The 23,000-nt window shown below is 71.8% G+C and carries 18 protein-coding genes; 10 read left to right on the top strand and 8 right to left on the bottom strand.

Annotated elements, in window-relative coordinates; all coding sequences use genetic code 11:
• Nucleotides 1-126: 126 nt before the first annotated feature.
• Complete coding sequence (hflX, locus tag ACWDAS_RS21760) at nt 127-1,626, top strand: GTPase HflX (protein WP_450393262.1); 1,500 nt, start codon at nt 127-129, stop codon at nt 1,624-1,626.
• Nucleotides 1,627-1,707: 81 nt separating this feature from the next.
• On the opposite strand, the gene ACWDAS_RS21755 is transcribed toward hflX, so the two are convergent.
• Nucleotides 1,708-2,883, bottom strand: a complete 1,176-nt coding sequence (locus tag ACWDAS_RS21755; RefSeq protein WP_450393260.1) for a trypsin-like serine peptidase — start codon at nt 2,881-2,883, stop codon at nt 1,708-1,710.
• Nucleotides 2,884-3,096: 213 nt separating this feature from the next.
• Between ACWDAS_RS21755 and ACWDAS_RS21750 the strand changes: the two genes are divergently transcribed.
• From ACWDAS_RS21750 to ACWDAS_RS21735, 4 genes are all read left to right on the top strand, one after another.
• The gene (locus ACWDAS_RS21750) at nt 3,097-4,482 is read left to right on the top strand and encodes a diaminobutyrate--2-oxoglutarate transaminase family protein (RefSeq protein ID WP_450393415.1); all 1,386 of its coding nucleotides are present in this window, start codon (nt 3,097-3,099) and stop codon (nt 4,480-4,482) included.
• A 67-nt stretch (nt 4,483-4,549) separates the two neighbouring features.
• On the top strand, nt 4,550-6,400 hold the full coding sequence (locus tag ACWDAS_RS21745) for an IucA/IucC family protein (RefSeq protein WP_450393258.1): 1,851 nt from the start codon (nt 4,550-4,552) through the stop codon (nt 6,398-6,400).
• Nucleotides 6,401-6,421: 21 nt separating this feature from the next.
• A complete protein-coding gene (locus ACWDAS_RS21740) occupies nt 6,422-7,171 on the top strand; it encodes a GNAT family N-acetyltransferase (protein WP_450393256.1) in 750 nt (249 codons plus the stop codon).
• A gap of 80 nt (nt 7,172-7,251) precedes the next feature.
• Nucleotides 7,252-9,240, top strand: a complete 1,989-nt coding sequence (locus tag ACWDAS_RS21735) for an ATP-dependent DNA helicase (RefSeq protein ID WP_450393254.1) — start codon at nt 7,252-7,254, stop codon at nt 9,238-9,240.
• 116 nt (nt 9,241-9,356) lie between these two features.
• Here ACWDAS_RS21735 and lexA read toward each other — a convergent pair whose 3' ends face one another.
• On the bottom strand, nt 9,357-10,127 hold the full coding sequence (gene lexA / locus ACWDAS_RS21730) for a transcriptional repressor LexA (protein WP_450393253.1): 771 nt from the start codon (nt 10,125-10,127) through the stop codon (nt 9,357-9,359).
• A 562-nt stretch (nt 10,128-10,689) separates the two neighbouring features.
• Between lexA and nrdR the strand changes: the two genes are divergently transcribed.
• From nrdR to ACWDAS_RS21715, 3 genes are all read left to right on the top strand, one after another.
• The gene (gene nrdR, locus ACWDAS_RS21725) at nt 10,690-11,202 is read left to right on the top strand and encodes a transcriptional regulator NrdR (RefSeq protein WP_450393250.1); all 513 of its coding nucleotides are present in this window, start codon (nt 10,690-10,692) and stop codon (nt 11,200-11,202) included.
• 126 nt (nt 11,203-11,328) lie between these two features.
• Nucleotides 11,329-14,238, top strand: a complete 2,910-nt coding sequence (locus tag ACWDAS_RS21720) for a vitamin B12-dependent ribonucleotide reductase (protein WP_450393247.1) — start codon at nt 11,329-11,331, stop codon at nt 14,236-14,238.
• Between the two features lie 351 nt (nt 14,239-14,589).
• Nucleotides 14,590-15,663 (top strand): NAD(P)-dependent alcohol dehydrogenase, encoded by a 1,074-nt coding sequence (locus ACWDAS_RS21715; RefSeq protein WP_450393244.1) that lies wholly within the window; start codon nt 14,590-14,592, stop codon nt 15,661-15,663.
• A gap of 259 nt (nt 15,664-15,922) precedes the next feature.
• Here the strand turns inward: ACWDAS_RS21715 and ACWDAS_RS21710 are convergent, their stop codons facing one another.
• On the bottom strand, nt 15,923-16,273 hold the full coding sequence (locus ACWDAS_RS21710; RefSeq protein ID WP_450393242.1) for a hypothetical protein: 351 nt from the start codon (nt 16,271-16,273) through the stop codon (nt 15,923-15,925).
• A gap of 442 nt (nt 16,274-16,715) precedes the next feature.
• On the opposite strand from ACWDAS_RS21710, the gene ACWDAS_RS21705 reads away from it, so the two are divergent.
• Nucleotides 16,716-17,492, top strand: coding sequence for a GNAT family N-acetyltransferase (locus ACWDAS_RS21705; RefSeq protein WP_450393239.1), 777 nt, complete (start codon nt 16,716-16,718; stop codon nt 17,490-17,492).
• Between the two features lie 287 nt (nt 17,493-17,779).
• Here the strand turns inward: ACWDAS_RS21705 and ACWDAS_RS21700 are convergent, their stop codons facing one another.
• The 4 genes from ACWDAS_RS21700 to ACWDAS_RS21685 form a co-directional block, all read right to left on the bottom strand.
• Nucleotides 17,780-17,977 (bottom strand): Pvc16 family protein, encoded by a 198-nt coding sequence (locus ACWDAS_RS21700; RefSeq protein ID WP_450393236.1) that lies wholly within the window; start codon nt 17,975-17,977, stop codon nt 17,780-17,782.
• Between the two features lie 222 nt (nt 17,978-18,199).
• Nucleotides 18,200-19,213, bottom strand: a complete 1,014-nt coding sequence (locus ACWDAS_RS21695) for a hypothetical protein (protein ID WP_450393233.1) — start codon at nt 19,211-19,213, stop codon at nt 18,200-18,202.
• A 181-nt stretch (nt 19,214-19,394) separates the two neighbouring features.
• A complete protein-coding gene (locus tag ACWDAS_RS21690) occupies nt 19,395-20,855 on the bottom strand; it encodes an MFS transporter (RefSeq protein WP_450393230.1) in 1,461 nt (486 codons plus the stop codon).
• Between the two features lie 90 nt (nt 20,856-20,945).
• Nucleotides 20,946-21,350, bottom strand: a complete 405-nt coding sequence (locus ACWDAS_RS21685; protein ID WP_450393228.1) for a VOC family protein — start codon at nt 21,348-21,350, stop codon at nt 20,946-20,948.
• Nucleotides 21,351-21,434: 84 nt separating this feature from the next.
• On the opposite strand from ACWDAS_RS21685, the gene ACWDAS_RS21680 reads away from it, so the two are divergent.
• Entirely contained in the window at nt 21,435-22,043 is a 609-nt protein-coding gene (locus tag ACWDAS_RS21680; protein ID WP_450393226.1) for a YdbC family protein, read from the top strand.
• A gap of 72 nt (nt 22,044-22,115) precedes the next feature.
• On the opposite strand, the gene ACWDAS_RS21675 is transcribed toward ACWDAS_RS21680, so the two are convergent.
• A complete protein-coding gene (locus tag ACWDAS_RS21675; protein ID WP_450393224.1) occupies nt 22,116-22,907 on the bottom strand; it encodes a VOC family protein in 792 nt (263 codons plus the stop codon).
• Between the last annotated feature and the right edge of the window lie 93 nt (nt 22,908-23,000).

Below are 23,000 nucleotides of genomic sequence, written 5' to 3'. Positions count from 1 at the left end.
CGACCATCTACCTACGGCGACGACGGCGCGCCCGGACCGGGGGAATCCTCCGGGCCCGCGCGGCGTTCTCCCGTACGCGGGGCCAGGTGCCCCCCGTTCCCGTCGATCATCCGAGCAAAGGATCCAATGACCTCCTCTTCCTCCTCTTCTTCTGCCCGCAGCCGCCAGCGCCTCCCCGAGAGCCTTCGGGCCGACGCCCTGATGGAAGAGGACGTCGCCTGGAGTCACGAGATCGACGGAGAGCGTGACGGCGACCAGTTCGACCGCTCCGAGCGAGCGTCGCTGCGCCGCGTCGCGGGCCTCTCCACCGAGCTCGAGGACATCACCGAGGTCGAGTACCGCCAGCTCCGCCTGGAGCGGGTCGTGCTCGTCGGGGTGTGGACGGACGGCACGGTGCAGGACGCCGAGAACTCCCTCGCGGAGCTCGCCGCCCTCGCCGAGACCGCCGGCGCCCTCGTCCTGGACGGCGTCATCCAGCGCCGTGACAAGCCGGACCCGGCCACCTACATCGGCTCCGGCAAGGCCCAGGAGCTGCGCGACATCGTCATGGAGAGCGGTGCCGACACCGTGGTCTGCGACGGTGAGCTCAGCCCCGGCCAGCTCATCCACCTCGAGGACGTCGTCAAGGTCAAGGTCGTCGACCGCACGGCGCTGATCCTCGACATCTTCGCCCAGCACGCCAAGAGCCGAGAGGGCAAGGCACAGGTCTCGCTCGCGCAGATGCAGTACATGCTGCCGCGGCTGCGCGGCTGGGGTCAGTCGCTCTCCCGGCAGATGGGTGGCGGTGGCGCCGGATCCTCGGGCGGCGGAATGGCCACCCGTGGTCCCGGTGAGACCAAGATCGAGACCGACCGGCGGCGCATCCGCGAGAAGATGGCCAAGATGCGCCGGGAGATCGCGGAGATGAAGACCAGCCGCGATCTGAAGCGCCAGGAGCGCAAGCGCCACAAGGTCCCCTCGGTCGCGATCGCCGGCTACACCAACGCCGGCAAGTCCTCGCTGCTCAACCGGCTCACCGGAGCGGGCGTCCTGGTGGAGAACGCGCTGTTCGCCACCCTGGACCCGACCGTGCGCCGGGCGGAGACCCCCAGCGGCCGGCTCTACACCCTCGCGGACACTGTCGGATTCGTCCGGCACCTTCCGCACCACCTGGTCGAGGCGTTCCGCTCCACCATGGAGGAGGTCGCCGAGGCCGACCTCATCCTGCACGTGGTGGACGGCTCGCACCCCAACCCGGACGAGCAGCTCGCCGCCGTGCGCGAGGTCTTCCGCGACGTCGGCGCGCTGGACGTGCCCGAGATCGTGGTGGTCAACAAGGCGGACGCCGCCGACCCCGTGGTGCTGCAGTCCCTGCTGCGCCGCGAGAAGCACTCGATCGCCGTCTCCGCCCGCACCGGGCGGGGCATCGCCGAGCTGCTGGCCATGATCGACGACGAGCTGCCGCGGCCCGCAGTCGAGATCGAGGCCCTGGTGCCGTACACCCACGGCGCGCTCGTCGCCCGCGTCCACGCGGACGGCGAGGTGCTCTCCGAGGAGCACACCGGCGAGGGCACCCTGCTCAAGGCGCGGGTGCACGACGAGCTGGCGGCCGACCTGGAGCCCTACACGCTCGCGGCGCGCCGGTAGGCCCGCACGCACGCCTGTACAGGGCATGAGGAGGGCCCGCCCCCGACCGGGGGCGGGCCCTCCTCATGCCGTGCGCCCGCGCTAGCCGCGGACGGCGTCGAAGACCGCCTTCGCCTCGGACCCCAGATGCGGTCCCGCCAGCCAGCGGGGGCTGTCCTGCGGCCCGATGGAGGTGTTGCTGACCAGGGCCGGCTTCCCGCCCGGACCACGGGCGAACCAGCCGCCGCCGGAGGAGCCGGCCGTCATGGTGCAGCCGAGCCAGTGCATGGTGGGCGCGCCCGCGTCCAGCGCGAGCCGGACCGGGTCGCCGGAGCAGTGGTACTGCCGGTAGCCGAAGCCGTCGAAGGGGGCCGCCGCGGGGTAGCCGCGGATGTCCATGGAGTCGATGTCGGCCGAGGTGGGCGCGTCGAACCAGACGGGCACCGAGGCCCCGACCGTCTCCTCCAGGGACGTGGCGGAGTCCGGGTTGGTCACCTTCAGCACCGCGAAGTCGTAGGGGTAGGCGGAGCTGGTCTCCGAGGACTCCCCGCCCCCGTCGATCCACTGCTGCGAGGTTCCCGCCTTCCTCGCCCACCACGTGCCGTACGGGGCGAGCTGCTCCTTGCCGGCGTTCTGCAGCGCGGCGCCGCTCAGCCCCGCGTCGTTGAAGGAGGGCACGAAGACGATGTTGCGGTACCAGCCGCCCTGGGCGCCCGCGTGCACGCAGTGCCCGGCCGTCCACACCAGGTTGCTCCGGCCCGGGTTCGCCGGATCGCTGACCACGGTCGCCGAGCAGACCGCCTGGCCGTCGGGCATGTCGAAGAGCAGCTTGCCCGTCGCCGGGGAGGCGCTGTGGAACGGGGTCGCCAGGGGCTGCGCCCGGATCGGGGCCGGCTCCGGGTCGGTGGTGCCGTCGTCCGCCTGCCGGAGGTCGGGGGTCTGCTCGTCGTCCGGCGTCCCGTCGGCGTTGCGGAGCCGGTCCGCGTCCCAGAGGTCCTTGATGATGGGGTTGATGAAGTCGGCCGCGTCGCGCAGCCACTTGTCCTTGTCCCAGTCCTTCCAGCCGCCGTCCTTCAGCGCGTCGGCCCACTTCTGCAGGTCGTCGATGCCGGTGGGAAGGTCGGTCGGCAGTTGGAGGCCGCCGTCGGCGGACGTCGCGGTGGGCGACGGGCCGGTCTTGGCGTCGGCGTTGTCGTCGGACGGGCCGCAGGCCGTCGCCGTCACGGCGAGCAGTGCCGCGGTGACGGCGACCGCGGCCAACCGGCTTATCGATGCCATGGGTTGTGATCCCCCTGTTGTGGACATGTCGGCTGCTCGGCTGCCCGCTGAAGGGCAACCCCCCACTGTGCCCTCTCGTGGAGGGACGGCGGAGGCCGCGCCCGCGGTTCCGTCGCAGGATCTTCGGCGCAGGCAGTTGCCGGTGTGCGCGTGCCGTCGTTGGTAGCTCCGGGGACGCAAGCGCCGACACCGAGGAGGGAGCACGTGGCCGCCATGCCGAGCGCGGTGAGCCGACCGGCGGCGCACGAAGGCGGGTTCGACGACACCGAGGGCATCCTCCGGCGGCAGTCGATGCGCGAGTCCGCGGCCAGGACGTACGCCCGCTCCCTGCCCGTCGTCCCGGTGCGCGCCCGAGGCATGACCATCGAGGGCGCCGACGGCCGCCGCTACCTCGACTGCCTCTCCGGCGCCGGCACCCTCGCTCTCGGGCACAACCACCCCGTCGTCCTGGAGGCCATCCGCGCCGTCCTCGACTCCGGCGCCCCGCTCCACGTGCTCGACCTCGCCACCCCTGTCAAGGACGCTTTCACCACGGCCCTCTTCGAGACCCTGCCGCGCGAGCTCGCCGACCGCGGACGGGTCCAGTTCTGCGGCCCGGCCGGCACCGACGCGGTCGAGGCCGCCGTCAAACTCGTCCGCACCGCCACCGGGCGCGGCGGACTGCTCGCCTTCTCCGGCGGCTACCACGGCATGACCGCAGCCGCCCTCGCCGCCACCGGCGACACCGCCGTGCGCGGGGCGGCCGGCGGTACCGCCGACGCGCGGGTCACGCGGCTGCCGTACCCGTACGACTACCGCTGCCCGTTCGGGGTGGGCGGGGAGCAAGGCGCCGAGCTGTCCGCGCGGCTGACGGAGAGCCTGCTCGACGATCCCAAGGGCGGCATCCAGCCGCCCGCGGGCATGCTCCTCGAACCCGTCCAGGGCGAAGGCGGCGTCATCCCCGCCCCCGACACCTGGCTGCGGCGCATGCGTGACATCACCGCGGCGCGCGGCGTCCCGCTCATCGCCGACGAGGTGCAGACCGGCGTGGGGCGCACCGGGGCCTTCTGGGCCGTCGAGCACAGCGGCGTCGTCCCGGACGTGATGGTGATGTCCAAGGCGATCGGCGGCAGCCTCCCGCTCGCCGTCATCGTCTACCGCGAGGAACTCGACTCCTGGCGGCCCGGCGCCCACGCCGGCACCTTCCGCGGCAACCAGCTCGCCATGGCCGCGGGCGCGGCCACCCTCACCTATGTACGGCGCAACGGCCTCGCGGGGCGCGCCGCTCTGCTGGGCGCCCGCATGCTCGCCCACCTGCGGACCCTCGCCGCCGGGCACCCCTGCATCGGCGACGTCCGCGGCCGGGGCCTCATGCTCGGCATCGAACTCGTCGACCCGGACGCGGCCCCCGGCCTCCGCGGCGTCCTGCCCACGGCGCCGCGCCTGGCCGCCGCCGTCCGAGCCGCGGCCCTCGACCGCGGGCTCATCGTCGAACTCGGCGGCCGCGACAGCAGCGTGATCCGGCTGCTGCCCCCGCTCACCATCACCGAAGAACAGTCAGAAGCCGTCCTGGACCGCCTCGCCGACGCCCTCGCGGCGGCGACGGCCGGCCGGATGTGACCCCGCGCCCGCCGGCCCGCACCCGGGCCGGAGCCCACCGGGCGCCGATCATTCACGGAGCGAAGCGATGACCGTACGTCCCGGCGACGAAGCCACCGCGGCCGTCCCGCCCCAGGCACGACGCGCCGCGGCGGCCCACCTGCCGGGCCCCGCCGGACCGCTGGAGCGGGCCGCCCCGCAGGCCGAGGCCGACCGGCTGGAGCAGGCGGATCCCTGGGCGGCCGCCGACGCGGCCGGCACGGAGGCCCTGCTGCGCTGCTGGGTCCGCGAGACGGGGCTGCCGAGGGAACCCGACGGCACCCTGCGGGTCCCGCTGCCAGCGAGCGGCGCGGAACTCCTCGTCCCGGTCCGCCACTGGTCCGCCGTCGGCCACCACCGCTTCGGGGCGCCACGGCCCGCCGCCGGAGGCACCCCGCTGGACGCCGTCACCCTCGCCGCGCTGCTCGCGCGGGAGGCCGCCACGGCCGGACAGGACGGCCCGGACCTGGTCGCGAGGGTCGCCGACTCCGTACGCCACACGGCCGCGTTCCTCGCCGAACAACGCGCCCGGCCCGTCGCCCCGCACGGCACCCACCCCTTTCTCGACGCCGAGCAGGCACTCGTCCTCGGCCACCCGTTCCACCCCGCCCCCAAGGGCCGGGAGGGGCTCACCGAGTCCGAGGCCGCGGTGTACGCGCCGGAGCGGCGCGGGGCGTTCACCCTGAGCTGGTTGTCCGTGCACCGGTCGCTGCTGGCCTCCGACTCCGCCTGGACCGAGCGCGGCCGTCCCGTCCCCGCCGAGCGCCTGCTGGCGAACCTCGCCGGACCGGAGCTCGCCCGGCGGCTCCCCGCGGGCACCGTCCCGCTGCCCCTGCACCCCTGGCAGGCCCGCGACATCGCACACCGCCCCGGCGTACGCGAACTGCTTGAGGCCGGGCTGCTCCACGACCTCGGCGCCGTGGGCGGCCCCTGGCACCCCACGTCCTCGCTGCGGACCGTGTACCGGCCCGGCGCCCCCGCGATGCTCAAGCTCTCGCTGGCCCTGCGGATCACCAACTCCCGCCGGGAGAACCTCCGCAAGGAACTCCACCGGGGCGTCGAGGTGCACCGGCTGCTCCGCGCCGGCCTCGCCGAACGCTGGCACGCCGTCCACCCGGCGTTCGACATCGTCCGCGACCCCGCCTGGCTGGCCGTCGACACCGCCGCCGGCGCACCCGTGACCGGGCTCGACGTCGTCCTGCGGCACAACCCCTTCGGCCCGGGCGACGAGGTGCGCTGCGTCGCCGGGATCACGGCCCCGCGCCCCGCGCCGGACGGCCGCGGCGGCCTGCGCTCCCGGCTCGCGGAACTGCTGGCGGGGCTCGCGACCCGCACCGGACGGCCCGTGGCGGCCGTGGCCACCGAGTGGTTCCTGCGCTACCTGGACGCCGTGGTCCGGCCGGTGCTGTGGCTCGACGGCGAGGCGGGCATCGCCCTGGAGGCCCACCAGCAGAACACCCTGGTCGTCCTCGACGGCGACGGCTGGCCGGCCGGCGGCCGCTACCGCGACAACCAGGGCTACTACTTCCGCGAATCCGCACGGGCCGGCCTCAGCGCCCTGCTCCCGGGTGCCGGCGAGAAGAGCGACACCTTCGTCGCGGACGCCGTCGCGGACGAGCGCTTCGCGTACTACCTCGGCATCAACAACGTCCTCGGCCTCGTCGGCGCCCTCGGCTCCCAGCGCCTCGCCGACGAACGGGTGCTGCTCGCCGCCCTGCGCGGCTTCCTGGAGCGGGCCGCCCGCACCGGCCGGTCCGGCCTGCCCGCGCGGCTGCTCGACGCGCCCGTCCTGCGCTGCAAGGCCAACCTCCTCACCCGTCTGCACGGCATGGACGAGCTGGTCGGCCCCGTCGACACCCAGTCCGTGTACGTCACCGTGCCCAACCCCCTCACCGCCTGACGAGAGGAGGCGGCGACCGCCATGACGACCGCCGACCCCACCCGCTCCGCAGCGCCCCAGCCCGGGCCCGCCGGGCCCCGCACCGCCGGGTCCGGGAGCGCCGACGACACCCTGGACCTGGAACTGCCCCCCGAGGTCCGCGCCCTCTTCGACGAGGACGTCACAGCCGACGACCGCGCCGGGAGCCCGGCCCCGCTCGACGACCTCCTCGACGGCGTCGCCGACTGGGGCCCGGTCGGCACCCCCGCGGGCACGTTCCAGCTCGTCCCCGTACGGCCGGAGCGCGACCTCCCCGTCATCACCCGCTGGATGAACGACCCCGCCGTCGCGGAGTTCTGGGACCTCGCGGGCAGGCCCGAGGTCGCCGAGCGGCACCTGCGCGCCCAGCTCGACGGCGACGGGCGCAGCGTTCCCTGCGTCGGCGTCCTCGACGGCGTGCCCATGAGCTACTGGGAGATCTACCGTGCCGATCTCGACCCGGTGGCCCGCTACTACCCGGCCCGCCCGCACGACACCGGGCTCCACCTGCTCATCGGCCCCGTCGCCGACCGGGCCCGGGGCCTCGGCGGCACTTTGCTGAGGGCCGTCGCGGACCACGTCCTGGAGCATCGCCCCCGGTGCCCCCGGGTGATCGCCGAGCCGGACCTGCGCAACACCCCGTCCGTCGCGGCCTTCCTGGCCGCGGGCTTCCGTTTCTCGGCGGAGGTCGAGCTGCCCGGCAAGCGGGCCGCGCTGCTCGTCCGCGACCGCGCGCTGCGTCACCTTCTGTGACCGCCCGGGCCGGCGGGAGGGCCGCCGGGACGTCTGCCGACGACCGCGTTGTCAGTGCCGCCCCGTAGGCTGGACGCCCTATGACACAGCCCGCGAAGCCCGCCCTCACCGACCTCCTCCACGCCGCCGTCACCGCGGTCGGCGGGGTGGAGCGCCCCGGCCAGGTCACCATGGCCGAAGCCGTCGCCGAAGCCGTGGACAACGGCTCCCACCTGCTGGTCCAGGCCGGCACCGGCACCGGCAAGTCGCTCGGTTATCTGGTGCCCGCGCTGGCGCACGGTGAGCGCGTTGTGGTGGCCACCGCGACCCTGGCGCTGCAGCGCCAGCTCGTCGAGCGCGACCTGCCGCGCACTGTCGCCGCGCTGCAGCCGCTGCTGCGCCGCGAGCCGCAGTTCGCGATGCTCAAGGGCCGGTCCAACTACCTGTGCCTGCACCGGCTGCACGAGGGCGTGCCGCAGGACGAGGGCGACGGGCTCTTCGACCAGTTCGAGGCTGCCGCGCCGACCAGCAAGCTCGGCCAGGACCTGCTGCGGCTGCGCGACTGGTCGGACGAGACCGAGAGCGGCGACCGGGACGACCTGACCCCGGGTGTCTCCGACCGCGCCTGGCAGCAGGTCTCCGTGACGTCCCGCGAGTGCCTGGGCGCCTCCCGTTGCGCGTACGGCGCCGAGTGCTTCGCCGAGGCCGCGCGCGAGCGCGCCAAGCTCGCCGACGTCGTGGTCACCAACCACGCGCTGCTGGCCATCGACGCCCTCGAGGGTGCGCCCGTCCTGCCCGGTCACGAGGTGCTCATCGTCGACGAGGCCCATGAACTGGTCTCGCGCGTCACCGGCGTCGCCACCGGCGAGCTGACCCCCGGCCGGGTGAACCGGACGGTGAAGCTGGCCGCCAAGCTGGTCAACGAGAAGGCCGCGGACGCACTGATGAGCGCCTCGGAGGGCTTCGAGCGACTCATGGAGCTGGCCCTCCCCGGCCGCCTGGAGGAGCTGCCCGAGGATCTGCGCTACGCCCTGATGGCGCTGCGCGACGCCTGCCGCCTGGTCATCACCTCCCTCGGCGAGACCCGCGACCGCTCCGTGCAGGACGAGGACGCCGTCCGCAAGATGGCCCTCGCCTCCGCCGAGAACGTCCACGAGGTCGCCGAGCGCATCGTCCAGGGCTCCGAGTACGACGTCGTCTGGTACGAGCGCCACGACCGCTTCGGCGCCTCGCTGCGGGTCGCGCCGCTCAGCGTCTCCGGACTGCTGCGGGAGAAGCTCTTCACCGAGCGCTCCGTCGTCCTCACCTCCGCCACGCTCAAGCTCGGCGGCGACTTCAACGGCGTCGCGGCCTCGCTCGGGCTCGCCCCCGAGGGCACGGTGGCCGCCGAGGGGGAGGAGGAGCCGCCGGTCTGGAAGGGCGTCGACGTCGGCTCGCCCTTCGACTATCCCAAGCAGGGCATCCTCTACGTCGCCCGCCATCTGTCGCAGCCGGGCCGGGACAGCGGCCGCGAGGACATGCTGGACGAGCTCGCGGAGCTGATCGAGGCGGCGGGCGGCCGCACGCTCGGGCTCTTCTCCTCCATGCGCGCGGCCCAGGCCGCCGCCGAGGCGCTGCGCGGCCGCATCGACCACCCGATCCTGCTGCAGGGCGAGGAGACCCTCGGCGAGCTGATCCGCCGCTTCGCCTCGGACGCGCGCACCTGCCTGTTCGGCACGCTCTCGCTCTGGCAGGGCGTGGACGTGCCCGGGCCCAACTGCCAGTTGGTGGTCATGGACCGGATCCCCTTCCCCCGGCCCGACGATCCGCTGATGAGCGCCCGCCAGAAGGCGGTGGAGGAGCGGGGCGGCAACGGCTTCATGGCGGTCGCCGCCACGCACGCCGCCCTGCTGATGGCGCAGGGCGCCGGCCGGCTGGTGCGCGCCTCCGGGGACCGCGGGGTCGTCGCCGTCCTCGACCCGCGGCTGGTCACGGCCCGCTACGGCGGCTTCATCAAGGCCTCGATGCCGGACTTCTGGCAGACGACCGACCGCAACCAGATCCGCCGCTCCCTGGCCGCCATCGACGCCGCCGCTTCGGCGGCCGAGTGACCTGACGGGCACCCCCGGCAGAACACGCACCCCGGCAGAACACACCCTGCCGGGACACAACGGGGCCCCGGAACCGGCGCAGAGGTCCCGGGGCCCGGACACGGGCGGGTCTTGGGTCAGACCCGGCGCAGCACCGCCACCACCTTGCCGAGGATGGTCGCCTCGTCACCGGGAATGGGCTGGTACGCCGCATTGTGGGGGAGCAGCCACACATGCCCGTCCTCGCGCTTGAAGCGCTTGACCGTGGCCTCGCCCTCGATCATCGCGGCTACGATGTCGCCGTTCTCCGCGACCGGCTGACGGCGCACGGTCACCCAGTCGCCGTCACAGATGGCGGCCTCGATCATCGAGTCGCCGACGACCTTCAGGACGAACAGCTCGCCGTCGCCCACCAGCTGGCGGGGGAGCGGGAACACGTCCTCCACGGACTCCTCGGCGAGGATCGGCCCACCGGCGGCGATCCGGCCCACCAGGGGGACGTACGACGCCGACGGCTTGCCCGCGGTGTCCGTCGGCTGGGCCTGCGCGGAATCGGACGCGCGTACCTCGTACGCGCGGGGCCGGTGCGGGTCCCGACGGAGGAAGCCCTTGCGCTCCAGGGCCATGAGCTGATGGGCGACCGACGACGTGCTCGACAGTCCGACGGCCTGGCCGATCTCGCGCATGGACGGCGGATAGCCGCGCCGCTGGACGGAATCGCGGATCACCTCGATGACACGCCTTTGGCGGTCGGTGAGTCCGGAACTGTCCGCCCGGATTCCTGGAGGTCGTCCGGGTAGCGCTCGTGCTGGCTTGGGCGTCTCGTCGTTCATCGCTTCCATCGGGCGTAGCCGGTCCTGGGGGCGGTCATGGGCGGTCAATGTGGCGCTGTCGGCGGTGGTGGTCACGGCGGCCCCTCTCGAGATGTTCTCCCTAGTAGGACAACGGTAGTTGCTTTCGAAAGGTTGCGCCAAACACACGTTCGAGTGAATTTCCTCAGATCCGCTGACGCGATCAAGGCATCGATGGTATTGATCGAATGCGAATTCGAATTCATCCGGCAATCGGGAGCCGAACGGTGTTTCCCCGAGCGGGTATTGACCCGCGCCGCCCTCGCTGCCCTCGCTGCCCCCGCCGCCCCGTGGTGCCGGCCCGACCCATGATGCGCGAGCCGTGACGATCCGTACACCCAGTGTGTCACTTCTGCCCCGGCTCTCCCGGGAGGCGGCGCGTCGCGTAGGCTCCCGTCCCGTCGGCGGGCCGCGACACGCAGTCCGTGTGATGGGCGCATTTGGGCACCACGCCACCAGATCTAGTGGTTGGATAGGACCCAGCCCCCACAAGTAGTGGTCCTGAGGTCTTCAAGCCTCCGTGGATCGCCTATGCTTGTGGCTGCTTCGCGGGGCCCTGACCGGCCCCTCAAGCTCAAAAGTCGTGCGCTCACCGTGGGTGAGGAGGGAGAGGGAAACGATGCACTGCCCCTTCTGCCGACACCCCGACAGCCGCGTCGTCGACAGCCGGACCACCGATGACGGCACCTCGATCCGCCGTCGTCGGCAGTGTCCCGACTGCGGTCGCCGGTTCACCACCGTGGAGACGGCCTCGCTGATGGTGATCAAGCGCAGCGGGGTCACCGAACCCTTCAGTCGTAACAAGGTCATCGCCGGAGTCCGCAAGGCCTGCCAGGGCCGGCCCGTCACCGAGGACGCCCTCGCCCAGCTCGGGCAGCGCGTCGAGGAGGCGGTGCGCGCCACGGGCAGCGCCGAGCTGTCGACCCACGATGTCGGGCTGGCCATACTCGGCCCGCTGAAGGACCTGGATCTGGTCGCCTACCTCCGGTTCGCCTCGGTCTACCGGGCCTTCGACTCGCTCGAGGACTTCGAGGCGGCGATCGCCGAGTTGCGCAACCAGGGGCCACCCAACGACACCGGAGTGCGGGACCGGGACGGAGCTGTCCCCGTGCCCGCCATCGCCGCCGAGTAGCGGCGGCGACCGGCACTGACTTGCCGGGCACCTGTGGGGGTGCACCGGCCGCGAGACACACCGACGCGGGAAGACCGCGGCGCTTCAGGGCGTTTTACCTGTAATGCCTGTAATGGGAGGCGGCACATGACAGAGACGGCGAGCGGCCCGGCGCGGGGTTCCCGAGCCAAGGCCGGCAAGGCGGCCGCGGCGGCCCCGGCGGCCAAGGGCCTGCGCATCGAGCGCATCCACACCACCCCGGGGACGCACCCCTATGACGAGGTGGTCTGGGAGCGCCGTGACGTCGTCATGACCAACTGGCGCGACGGCTCGATCAACTTCGAGCAGCGCGGCGTGGAGTTCCCCGACTTCTGGTCGGTGAACGCGGTCAACATCGTCACCAGCAAGTACTTCCGCGGCGCCGTCGGTTCCCCGCAGCGCGAGAGCAGCCTGCGGCAGCTCATCGACCGCGTGGTCAGGACCTACCGCAAGGCCGGTGAGGACCACGGCTACTTCGTGTCGCCCGCCGACGCGGAGATCTTCGAGCACGAGCTCACCTGGGCCCTGCTCCACCAGGTCTTCAGCTTCAACTCCCCGGTCTGGTTCAACGTCGGCACCTCCCAGCCGCAGCAGGTCTCGGCCTGCTTCATCCTCTCGGTCGACGACTCCATGGAGTCCATCCTCGACTGGTACAAGGAAGAGGGGATGATCTTCAAGGGCGGCTCCGGCGCCGGCCTGAACCTCTCCCGCATCCGCTCCTCCAAGGAGCTGCTCTCCTCCGGCGGCAACGCCTCCGGCCCGGTCTCCTTCATGCGCGGCGCCGACGCCTCCGCCGGCACCATCAAGTCCGGTGGCGCGACCCGCCGCGCGGCCAAGATGGTCGTCCTGGACGTCGACCACCCGGACGTCGAGGCCTTCATCGAGACCAAGGTGAAGGAGGAGGAGAAGATCCGCGCCCTGCGCGACGCGGGCTTCGACATGGACCTGGGCGGCGACGACATCACGTCCGTCCAGTACCAGAACGCCAACAACTCCGTCCGCGTGAACGAAGAGTTCATGAAGGCGTACGAGAGCGGCGCCAAGTTCGGCCTGCGCGCCCGGATGACCGGCGAGGTCATCGAGGAGGTCGACGCCAAGGCCCTCTTCCGCAAGCTGGCCGAGGCCGCCTGGGCCTGCGCCGACCCCGGCATCCAGTACGACGACGTCATCAACCACTGGCACACCACGCCGGAGACCGGCCGCATCACCGCGTCCAACCCCTGCAGCGAGTACATGCACCTGGACAACTCGTCCTGCAACCTCGCCTCGCTCAACCTGATGAAGTTCCTCGACGACGACGGCAACGGCAACCAGCGCTTCGACGCCGTGCGCTTCGCCAAGGTCGTCGAGCTCGTCATCACCGCGATGGACATCTCCATCTCCTTCGCGGACTTCCCGACGCAGAAGATCGGCGAGACCACGCGCGCCTTCCGCCAGCTGGGCATCGGCTACGCCAACCTCGGCGCCCTGCTGATGGCGACGGGCCACGCCTACGACTCCGAGGGCGGCCGCGCGCTCGCCGGTGCCATCACCTCCCTGATGACCGGCATCTCGTACAAGCGCTCCGCGGAGCTGGCCGCGGTCGTCGGCCCGTACGACGGCTACGCCCGCAACGCCACCGCCCACAAGCGCGTCATGAAGCAGCACTCCGACGCCAATGCCGTCGCCCCGCGGATGGACGACCTGGACACCCCGGTCTGGGCCGCGGCCACCGAGGCCTGGCAGGACGTCCTGCGCCTCGGCGAGAAGAACGGATTCCGCAACGCCCAGGCCTCCCTGCTGGCCCCGACCGGCACCATCGGCCTGATGATGGACTGCGACACCACCGGGATCGAGCCGGACCTCGCCCTGGTCAAGTTCAAGAAGCTGGTCGGCGGCGGCTCCATGCAGATCGTGAACAACACGGTCCCGCAGGCCCTGCACCGCCTCGGCTACCAGCAGGAGCAGATCGAGGCGGTCGTCGCCCACATCTCCGAGCACGGCAGCGTCATCGACGCGCCCGGTCTGAAGCCCGAGCACTACGAGGTCTTCGACTGCGCCATGGGCGAGCGCTCCATCGCGCCGATGGGCCACGTCCGGATGATGGCCGCGACCCAGCCGTTCCTGTCCGGCGCCATCTCCAAGACGGTCAACATGCCGGAGTCGGCGACCGTCGAGGAGATCGAGGAGATCTACTACGAGGGCTGGAAGCTCGGCCTGAAGGCGCTGGCGATCTACCGCGACAACTGCAAGGTCGGCCAGCCGCTCTCCGCCAAGAAGAAGGCCGAGGAGAAGAAGGCCGACACGGCGGAGGCCGCCGCTCCCGCCGCGGTCGAGAAGGTCGTCGAGTACCGCCCGGTCCGCCGCCGCCTCCCCAAGGGCCGCCCGGGGATCACCACCTCCTTCACGGTGGGCGGTGCCGAGGGCTACATGACCGCCAACTCCTACCCGGACGACGGCCTCGGCGAGGTCTTCCTGAAGATGTCCAAGCAGGGCTCGACCCTCGCGGGCATGATGGACGCCTTCTCCATCGCCGTCTCGGTCGGCCTGCAGTACGGCGTGCCGCTGGAGACCTACGTCTCGAAGTTCACCAACATGCGCTTCGAGCCGGCCGGTCTCACCGACGACCCGGACGTGCGGATGGCCCAGTCGATCGTCGACTACATCTTCCGCCGCCTGGCGCTGGACTTCCTGCCCTTCGAGACCCGCTCCGCCCTCGGCATCCACTCCGCCGAGGAGCGTCAGCGCCACCTCGACACGGGTTCGTACGAACCCGCCGCCGAGGAGGTCGACGTCGAGGGCCTGGCGCAGTCCGCGCCGCGCCAGACCGAGTCGCCCAAGCCGGCCGCGACCGCCAAGCCCGAGGCCGCCGCGGTGACCCCGGCGCCGAAGACCGCCCACAACTCCACGGAGCTGCTGGAGATCCAGCTCGGCCTCAACGCCGACGCCCCGCTCTGCTTCTCCTGCGGCACGAAGATGCGCCGTGCGGGCAGCTGCTACCTGTGCGAGGGCTGCGGCTCGACCAGCGGCTGCAGCTGAATCCGATCATGCTCAACGCGTTCCCGTCGGCTCGCGAGTGAAGCTCCGGCGGGAGTAGCACAGGGTCACGGGTGACCACCTGACGTGTCCCCTCGAAGCGAAGTGCTTCGGGGGGACACGTCGCGTTGGGGGGGGGGCACTGCCGTCGAACGGCGGCGGGGAGTGCGCCGCGCCCCTTCCCGCGCCCGCTGCCCATCACCCGGCTCAGCGCCGGATGCGCGACCACGGCTGACACGGGAACCTGGTGGTGTCCGAAGCGGCGGCCGTGGTGACCGTCGACGGAATCCGATTGCCGTCACGCCGCACGGCCCGAGCCGCTCTCGGCTTGCCGGCGAAAGCGAGGCACACGTGATGCAGATGCGAGCAGCCCGGATGTACGGATACCGGGAACCCCTTCGGATCGAAGAGGTTCCCGTCCCCGAGATCGGGCCGGACGAGATCCTGTTGAAGGTCGCCGCGGCGGGCATGTGCCGAAGCGACTACCAGCTCGTCGACGGCTACTTCAAGGGCCCGTTCCCCGTGGAGCTCCCCTATATCCCCGGTCATGAGGTCGCGGGCCGAGTGGCGGCACTGGGAAGCCGCGTACCGGCGGCGGTGGGCTACTCCGAGGGCGACATGGTCGTGGTCAATCCCAGCTGGGGAGACGGCACGTGCCGGCAGTGCCGGGAAGGCAACGAACAGCTGTGCAGCGGGAACGGCAGGTGGGTGGGTTTCGGGCCTCCGGGAGGCTTCGCCGAGTACATGGCGGTGGAGCACCGGCACGCGATCCCGGTCTCCGCGGCCGCCGCGCGAGCGCCTGAGACCCTCGCTCCGCTGACCGACGCGGGCATGACCCCGTACCGCGGGCTGCGGAAGCTCCGGGACGCGGGCAAACTCGGCCCCGGACGCACCGTCGCCGTGACCGGCATCGGCGGTCTGGGAAGCTACGCGGTCCAGTACGCGCGGCTCCTCGGAGGCGGGGCGACCGTCGTGGCACTCGGCCGCACGGACGGCAAACTGGCCGTGGCCGTGGCGAACGGCGCGCACCACGGGATCAACACCAGGGACAAGTCCGCGCAGGCCGTCCAGGACGAACTCGAACGCCTCACCGGCCGGAGGACGATCGACGCCATCCTGGACTGCGTCGGCAGTGAGGCGTCCCTCGCACTGGGGTTCGACCTGCTGGGTCCCGAGGGCGCGCTGGCATCCGTCGGGCTCATGAGCCACCGCGTCGAGCACCGTCTCTTCCCCTTCGTGGGGACGGAGCTCTCCTACTTCGGCTCCTTCTGGGGCAATCACATGGACCTCGTCGAGGTGCTGTCCCTCGCCGATGCCGGCCTCATCAAGCACAACGTCACCAAGGTCAAGCTCGAGGACATCAACGAGACCCTGGAGGCACTGGGCCGCGGGGAGATCGTCGGGCGCCAGGTCATCGTCTTCGACTGAGTGCCGCGGCAGACGAATCCGAGCAGTCGCGACGGCCGCCGCCCACGTCGACGTCGCCCCACACCGCCTTGCCGCCTGTGGGTCCGGACTCGTCCTTGAACGCCGGAGACGGGTCGGCAGGCCGCGGCCGCGGAGAGCCGGGGACCCCGGCGCGGGGCGGTGACCTTTCCCCGGACCAGGGGGCCCTGAGGCCAGGCAGCCACGTGGCCGATGGCGACGAGGACGGCTGCCTGGCGTGACGTGGGCCGGCGGTCGACGGTCAGAGGCCGGTGAGCGCGGCGACGCGCCGAACGCGCCGCGCCGGCACCAGGAGCACGCCGAGGACGAGGGCGCGCACCACGGCGACGACGGCGGTGCCACCGACGGCGCTCACCGAGGGGCCCGTGAGCGTGCCGAACCACGGGTCGGAGGGCGAGTCGAGCAGGAAGTACCGGACCGCGGGCAGCCGGAAGCCGAGCGTGACCGCGCACACGGTCACCAGCAGGCCCCCGGCACCGCGGATCTGTGGGAACGCCGCAAGCCCGGCTGCGGGCTGGAGCGCCGCCAGCCCCGGGTCCGGGGAGGGCGTCGCCGACAGGCCGGGGTGTGGCCCGCCGTCCACACCGCCCACGCGCCCGGTAGCCCGCGGGCGGCGATGTCGTGCACGAGCCACATGGCCGTCTGGGCGAACAGCGCGAGGCTGAGCACGGCCATGGCGACGCGCACCTGATGGATCGACACACGCGGATGATTCACACGGCGCTTTCTCCTTGGACGTCAATCAGTGGTCGATGCACCGACGACCCGGCGACGGGCCGGATCGCGAATGGCCGCCTCCCTCATCCGGCGTCGCAACGCGTGAGGTGGAGGCGTCAGGGAGATCTTCTGTTCGGCGGCCGGTGGGGTCCCGACGGCGAAGGCTCCGGGGCTTCCGCGATCCTGCCCCTCGCATCGGGCCCTCGAATTCCGGCGATCTATCTTGTGCGCGTCGACCGCGCCGACTGAATGCAGGTGCATCTATTTGGTGCCGGGGAGATATTCCAATTGAAAGACCAGAGGAAGGTCAGTTCGTGATGACCGATGTCCACGACCCGCTCGCGCCGGTCGCATCCGCTTATGCGGATGTCGTGGAGAACCTGTCCGCCGTCGCCACAGGGCGCACCCGCAGGGGCCCGGGTGGTGCCGTGCTGGGTATCACCGGGGCACCCGTCGCCTCGCTCAACGGAATCGTCGTTCCCGCGCTGGAGCCGAGTCCGGATGAGATAGCCGCGTTGGCGGCCTCCGAGGAGTGGGATCTTCCCTGGAGCATCTACGTGCGCGGGGTACCGGGACCACTGGTCATCGAAGTGGCGGCGCGGCATGGACTGACGCGACTCGACAGCACACCGCTCATGATCAGGCGTCCCGGTCGAGGACTGCCGCCCGAGCCGGCCACCGAGTCCCTGAGCGTACGTGCGTTGGGCGCCGGCGAACTCGATCTGTACGCCAAGGTCATGGCGGAGGGCTTCGAGGCACCGTACGAGTGGTTCAGCATGTTCGCGGATCCGGCCGTAGCGGGTATCGACGGGTTCACGTGCTACCTGGCCGAGGTGGACGGCGTCCCGGTGGGGACGGGGCTGGGAGCGGTCTCGGGTGGTCTGACGGGGATCTTCAACATCTCCACGCTCCCGGAACACCGGCGTCGCGGCTACGGGAGGGCCGTCACCATGGAGATCGTGCGCGCGGGTCATGCCGCCGGAGCCACCACGGCGTATCTCTACGCCAGCAAGATGGGCGAATCCGTGTACACATCGGCCGGGTTCCGCACCGAGGAATATCTGACGATGATCTCGGCTCCGTCGCGGGCGTGACGATCGGCGCGGAAATACCCGGAGCCCGTTCGGCAGTCGCCGAACGGGCTCCCGGTCACCGGGGCGGTTGCCGAACGGCGTCGCCGTCACGGTCGTTGGGGTGACTCGTGCGCCACCGCCGCCCTCGGTTCGAGGACCTGCCGCGGCACCGTGTGGTCTGCGTGGACCGCCACAGGCATGGTCACCACGATCGCCAGCGAAGGCTTGAATTCTCCTCCGAGGACCGCCCTTGTGCCCGCGTCGGAGCGGGACTCGCCGTGCGGGGCCGCGACCGAGAGGGGGAACGGTCAGGCGAGGTCCTCCACGGCTCCTTCGAGGTACTCGGGCGGCAGTGCCTCGTGGGGCAGCAGGCCGGACAGAACCGCTGAAAGGAGCCGGTGCTCGTCCTCGGTGCGGGCGGTCCAAGCCGTGATCAGGTACGGCAGCCGGAACCAGCGGGGCGGCCGTCGACGCGGCGTGAAGTGTTCCCCGGCCGCACTGTCCATGGACAGAACGAACGCGCCATGTTGCTCCAGCGTGCGCCGTGCGCTGTAGGCCGTACGCCGGCCGCCGGCATCGGCGGAATCGAGCCCTGCCCAGGCGGCGCCGCAGGGGGCGGATGAACGCGGGGGACCCCCGGGGCGGTCAGGTCCTCGTGAATCCCCTCCCGTGAGGGCACGAAATCACCACGGAGGGCCGGCAGTGCGTGCCATCAGGCCGTGCGACGTTCATTGCATGACCTCCAGATGAGGGTGGTCGAACGAGGCGGGGCAGATGTATATCTGCATGTTGTAGCCGCGGCCGATGGTGACCATGACCGGGTCCGACGGCTGCCGGAGGCCGATTCTTCCGGTGGGCTGCACACGGTCCTCGACGGGAATCCAGCTGTGGGCGCCCCCATGGTGTTCGCCCGAGGATACGGTCAGCAACGGCAGGAGTCCGGTGCCGCATTCGGCACACTCCATGGGCCAGGGGTCGCAGAAGCTCCACGGCCCCCAGCCGCCGACTTTCCAGCCGGGGGCGACGGACAGCTCGTACTGGTAGAACGCGCTCCCGGCCTTGTCGTTCTCCTCGCCCCAGGAACAGAGCCTCTTCCGCAGGTCCTCGTCCAGTTCGTGCGGCGCGGGATACTCGGTGACCACCTCCGGGTGCAGGACGCAGGGCTCCGGCACGTAGTTGTCATAACGCTCGACGTGGGCGGGCGCCGGGGGGTCGTGGAGGAGGCGGGTCCCGGCGGCCGTCGACGAGCGCCAGACCAGCCGCGTCGCGGGCATGTAGGTCTCGTCGTGGTCGAGCGGGCACCACAGCACCTGGAGCAGATCCGCTCCCTCGGGTCCCTCCAGCCCGGGGATGTCGCGCAGGTAGAGCTGTGCGACCGGAAGCAGGGCATTGGGCTCGTCGTCCCAGGGATGCCCCTCGGATGTGGCGTCCAGGACCTTGCGTTCCTCCGGCGTGAGGAGATCCTGCTGCGACTCCCGGGGGCGGAGCCAGGCGGCCTCGAGAAGGGCGCGCCGCGTGCGGACGTCGTCGAGGGACACGGGCGGTTCCGAGGTGTCGTGTGGCTCGGTGCAGAGCGGCCATGCCTCGTCGGCCGGCCACAGCAGGGGGCCGCCCACGGAACTGGTGCGGATCGTCGGCTCGCCAGGGCGGGGATGCAGCCGGACGGCCCGCCGTGCCAACGGCGCCAGTTCCGGGAACACGGTCGCGATGTCGACCGGTCGTGGCGGCGTGTTCCGTGCCATCAGGGCTCCTCGGGCTCGCGGCTGTTCGATCTCGTCAGGACCCTAGCTGCGGGGTCCGACAGCCGGGCGGGCGTACGGGGCCCCCTGTGGACGGGCGCCCCGCGGCGGATGCCGCGGCCGGGCCCGGCCGACCGGGCGGCCCGCCGTCAGCCGGACCCCTGACCCTCGACTCCGGTCCCCGTCAGCTGGAGCGCCCGTCCGCGCGCGGCGTCCGCAGCACCACGGCGGCGAGCACGAAGGCCACCGCGAGCAGTGCCGCGCCCGTACCGAAGGCGAGGCGGAAGCCGCCGGTGAGGGCGGACGCGGTGTCGTGCCCATCGGTGAGGAGGGCGCGCGTACGGGAGCCGGCGAGGGTGGAGAGGGCGGCGACACCGAGCGCACCCCCCACTTGCTGGGTGGTGTTGAACAACCCGGACGCGACGCCGGCGTCCTCCGCCCCGGCGCCGGACATGCCGAGCACGGTCAGGGCGGAGATGGCGAGGCCGAAGCCGCCGGCGAGGAGCATCGTCGGGAGCAGATCGGCGGCGTATGCGGAGTGGGCCGGCAGCCGGGTCAACAGGCCGAGTGCCGCCACGAGCAGGGTGATGCCGGTGAGCAGGACGCGGCGTTCGCCGAATCGCGCGTTGAGGCGGGCCGAGAGGGCCAGCGAGACGGTGCCGATGGCGAGCGCGGCGGGCAGCATGGCGAGCCCGGTGGCGGCGGCACCGTATCCCCGGACGTTCTGCAGGTAGAGAGCCATGAGGATCTGGAAGCCGAACAGGGCGGAGACCATGAGCACTTGGACGAGGTTGGCCCCGGAGACACTGCGCGAGCGGAACATGCGCAGCGGCAGCAGCGGGGAGGCCGCCGTCGCCTGACGGATGACGAAGGCGGCGAGGAGGCCCAGGGACAGGGCGAGGAGGCCGAGGGTGCGTGCGGAGCCCCAGCCGTGCCCGGCGGTCTGGACGATGGCGTAGACCCCGGCCATCAGGCCGGCGGTGACCAGGAGCGCGCCGAGGGCGTCGGCGGCTCGGGAGGGGGGACGGTCCGGGTCGGGCCCGAGGACGCGTGCGGCCAGGAGCGCGGCCGCCAGGCCGATCGGCAGGTTGACGAAGAAGATCCAGTGCCAGCTGACGGCCTCGGTGAGCACCCCGCCGAGCACCTGCCCGATCGATGCTCCTGCGGCGCCGACGAAGCTGAACGCTCCGATGGCCCGGCCGCGTTCGCGGGGCTCGGGGTAGAGCGTGACGATCAGGCCGAGGCTGACGGCCGAGGTCATCGCGCCGCCGATGCCCTGGAGGAAGCGGGCGCCGATCAGCATCGCCCGGCCGTCGGCGACTCCGCACAGCAGTGAGGCCCCGGTGAAGACGGCCAGCCCGGCCACGAACATCCGCTTGCGCCCGAAGAGGTCGCCGAGCCGTCCGGACAGCAGGAGCAGCCCGCCGAAGGCGATCATGTAGGCGTTGACCGTCCAAGTGAGGCCGGCGGGGGAGAAGTGCAGGTCGCGCTGGATTGCGGGCAGCGCCACGGTGACGATGCTCCCGTCCAGGATGATCATCAGCATCCCGGCGCACAGGACGATGAGGGCCAGTCCGCGCGAGCGGTTGCCGGGGGAGGTGTGGAGGGTTGCTGACGTGGGCGAGAGCTGGGCACGCGAAGGCATGGCGTCGTCTCCTGGTTGTCGAGGACCCAGACGTGACGCTAGCAGATTGTTTTGTTCGGGACTATCTGTTTCGGCCCTTCCGGGTCCCCATCAGTACGACTGGAGCTCAACCAGGGACCCGTCCGGGGTGCGCAGATGCGCGGTCCGCAGGTTGGGGCCCCAACCGGGGCGGTTCTGGGGCTCGGTGAGGACGGCCGCCCCGTGCGCGGTCAGTTTTCCGGTGGCCGCCTCGACGTCGTCGACCCGCAGGACGAGCATGGCCGAGTCCTGCACGGGGGCGCGCGACGGAAGCGCGTCGGCGCCGATCGCCCGGGCGAGCGCCGAGCGGGAGAAGAGCGTGAGAGCCGCCTCTCCGCCCAGGTCCCAGTTGGCGTATCCGGCCTCCGGGATCACCTTGACCGGCTCGATGCCGAGCAGGTCGCGCAGCGCGGCGGTCCAGAAGCGGGCTGCGGTGTCGAAGTCCTCGACGAGGAGGCGCGGGTGCAGGGCGTCCATGTCTTGATCGTATTCCTTTCCCCCGTACGGGAGTTGCCGCTTCGGTGGGGCTGGACGACCGCTGGCGGGCCATAGGATGGCGCGGTGCTGGTGAAGTGGATTCGCTGCGGCGTCGTCGAGCGCGCCGGATTCGAGCGCGGGCAGCGGAAATGGGTCAACGGGCTCATGGGGGAGCCCGGGTTCCGGGGGCAGGGCGGCGGCTGGAGCCGCAGCCAGCCGGGTGTCGCGCACCTCTTCGCCTTCTGGGAGGACCGCGACTATTACGACGCCTTCATGGACGGCCCGCACGACCGCCTCGCGGCCGCCCAGGCCGGTACGTACGAGAGCCTGGGAGTGAAGCTCTTCGAGCACCGGCTGGACGTCAAGGTCGGCTTCCGCCCCCGCTTCGGCGACAGCGACGTGCTGCGGGTGGCCCACTGCAAGGTGCGGCCGGACCGTGTCGACCACTTCGTGCTGATGCAGGAGAAGGTGTGGAACCCGGCGATGGCCGGCTCCCCGGGTATGGTGCGCGGGGTCTTCGCGCAGGGACCCGAGTCCGATTTCCTGGTGCTGTCGATATGGGACTCGGCCTCCGAGCACGCCAAGTACCGGGACGGCTCGATCGTCCGGCTCTCCGAACGTGCCGATCTGGAATCGGACGTGCTCACCGTCGCCGGTGACGTCGTCGACCTGGAGCAGGCCTGGTCGATATGACGACATGGCGATCCGGGGCCGGTCCCGTGACCGCCGCGGCTCGCACGGCCGACCCGGAAGGCGCCCCCGGGATCAGTCCTTCCCGCCCTGCGTGGGACGGGTGATCACCGAGAAATACGCGCCGTGCGGATCGTCTAGCACGGCGACACGCCCGACGTGCTCGAGGTCGAACGGCGGCACGGAGACGCTGCCACCGAGTTCGGTGGCCCGCGCGGCGGCCGCGTCGGTGTCGGCGACGGAGAAGTAGTGCATCCAGTGCTGGGGTATCTCCTGCGGCCAGGCGTCGTTCATGAGCAGGATGCCGCCGAACTTCTTTCCCACGCCCTCCACTTCGAGCTCGGTGTACGAGCTGTCCCCGGCGAAGGGATGGGTCTCGCCCGTCCAGCCGAAGACATTCCGGTAGAAGGCGCGGGAACCGTCCACGTCCCGGGTGTTGAGCTCGATCCAGCACAGCGCGCCCGGCTCGTTCAGCAGGCCCGCACCCTTGAACTGGCCGGGCTGCCAGGCGGCGAACTCCGCCCCGTGAGGGTCGGTGAACTGCGCGAAACTGCCCTGGTCGAAGACGGCCATCGGCGGCACGCACACCGAGCCGCCCGCCGCCTCGACCGCCTTGGCCGTGCCGGTGACGTCACTCGTCGCCATGTAGGTGATCCAGCGCGGCCGGTCGCCCTCGGCCATCACGGGGCCGACGGCCGCCACGTGCTCGCCGCGCAGGCTGAAGAAGGTGTATCCCCCGGCCTCCGGGGGGCCGGCCTGCGAGTCCCAGCCGAACAGGCCGCCGTAGAAAGCGCGGGAGGCCTCGATGTCGGGACTGCTCAGGTCGGTCCAGCAAGGTGTGCCGGGAACGAACGACGTGGTCTTCATGGCGGCCTCCAACCGTGGCGCCCGCGAAGGCGCTCCCCTCTTCATGCTGAGTCTGCGGTACGCCACTGACAATCGGGGGCGAGCGGATCCCGC

The sequence above is a fragment of the Streptomyces sp. NPDC001070 genome (assembly GCF_053598835.1).
Note: the sequence above shows the minus strand (reverse complement) of the source record. Positions and strands in the feature narration are given on the sequence as shown.

Bases quoted from the DNA above. Each gene is read 5' to 3' on its own strand.
- hflX (WP_450393262.1), top strand. From the start codon at position 127: ATGACCTCCTCTTCCTCCTCTTCTTCTGCCCGCAGCCGCCAGCGCCTC.
- ACWDAS_RS21755 (WP_450393260.1), bottom strand. From the start codon at position 2,883: ATGGCATCGATAAGCCGGTTGGCCGCGGTCGCCGTCACCGCGGCACTG.
- ACWDAS_RS21750 (WP_450393415.1), top strand. From the start codon at position 3,097: ATGCCGAGCGCGGTGAGCCGACCGGCGGCGCACGAAGGCGGGTTCGAC.
- ACWDAS_RS21745 (WP_450393258.1), top strand. From the start codon at position 4,550: ATGACCGTACGTCCCGGCGACGAAGCCACCGCGGCCGTCCCGCCCCAG.
- ACWDAS_RS21740 (WP_450393256.1), top strand. From the start codon at position 6,422: ATGACGACCGCCGACCCCACCCGCTCCGCAGCGCCCCAGCCCGGGCCC.
- ACWDAS_RS21735 (WP_450393254.1), top strand. From the start codon at position 7,252: ATGACACAGCCCGCGAAGCCCGCCCTCACCGACCTCCTCCACGCCGCC.
- nrdR (WP_450393250.1), top strand. From the start codon at position 10,690: ATGCACTGCCCCTTCTGCCGACACCCCGACAGCCGCGTCGTCGACAGC.
- ACWDAS_RS21720 (WP_450393247.1), top strand. From the start codon at position 11,329: ATGACAGAGACGGCGAGCGGCCCGGCGCGGGGTTCCCGAGCCAAGGCC.
- ACWDAS_RS21715 (WP_450393244.1), top strand. From the start codon at position 14,590: ATGCAGATGCGAGCAGCCCGGATGTACGGATACCGGGAACCCCTTCGG.
- ACWDAS_RS21705 (WP_450393239.1), top strand. From the start codon at position 16,716: ATGACCGATGTCCACGACCCGCTCGCGCCGGTCGCATCCGCTTATGCG.
- ACWDAS_RS21700 (WP_450393236.1), bottom strand. From the start codon at position 17,977: ATGGACAGTGCGGCCGGGGAACACTTCACGCCGCGTCGACGGCCGCCC.
- ACWDAS_RS21695 (WP_450393233.1), bottom strand. From the start codon at position 19,213: ATGGCACGGAACACGCCGCCACGACCGGTCGACATCGCGACCGTGTTC.
- ACWDAS_RS21690 (WP_450393230.1), bottom strand. From the start codon at position 20,855: ATGCCTTCGCGTGCCCAGCTCTCGCCCACGTCAGCAACCCTCCACACC.
- ACWDAS_RS21685 (WP_450393228.1), bottom strand. From the start codon at position 21,350: ATGGACGCCCTGCACCCGCGCCTCCTCGTCGAGGACTTCGACACCGCA.
- ACWDAS_RS21675 (WP_450393224.1), bottom strand. From the start codon at position 22,907: ATGAAGACCACGTCGTTCGTTCCCGGCACACCTTGCTGGACCGACCTG.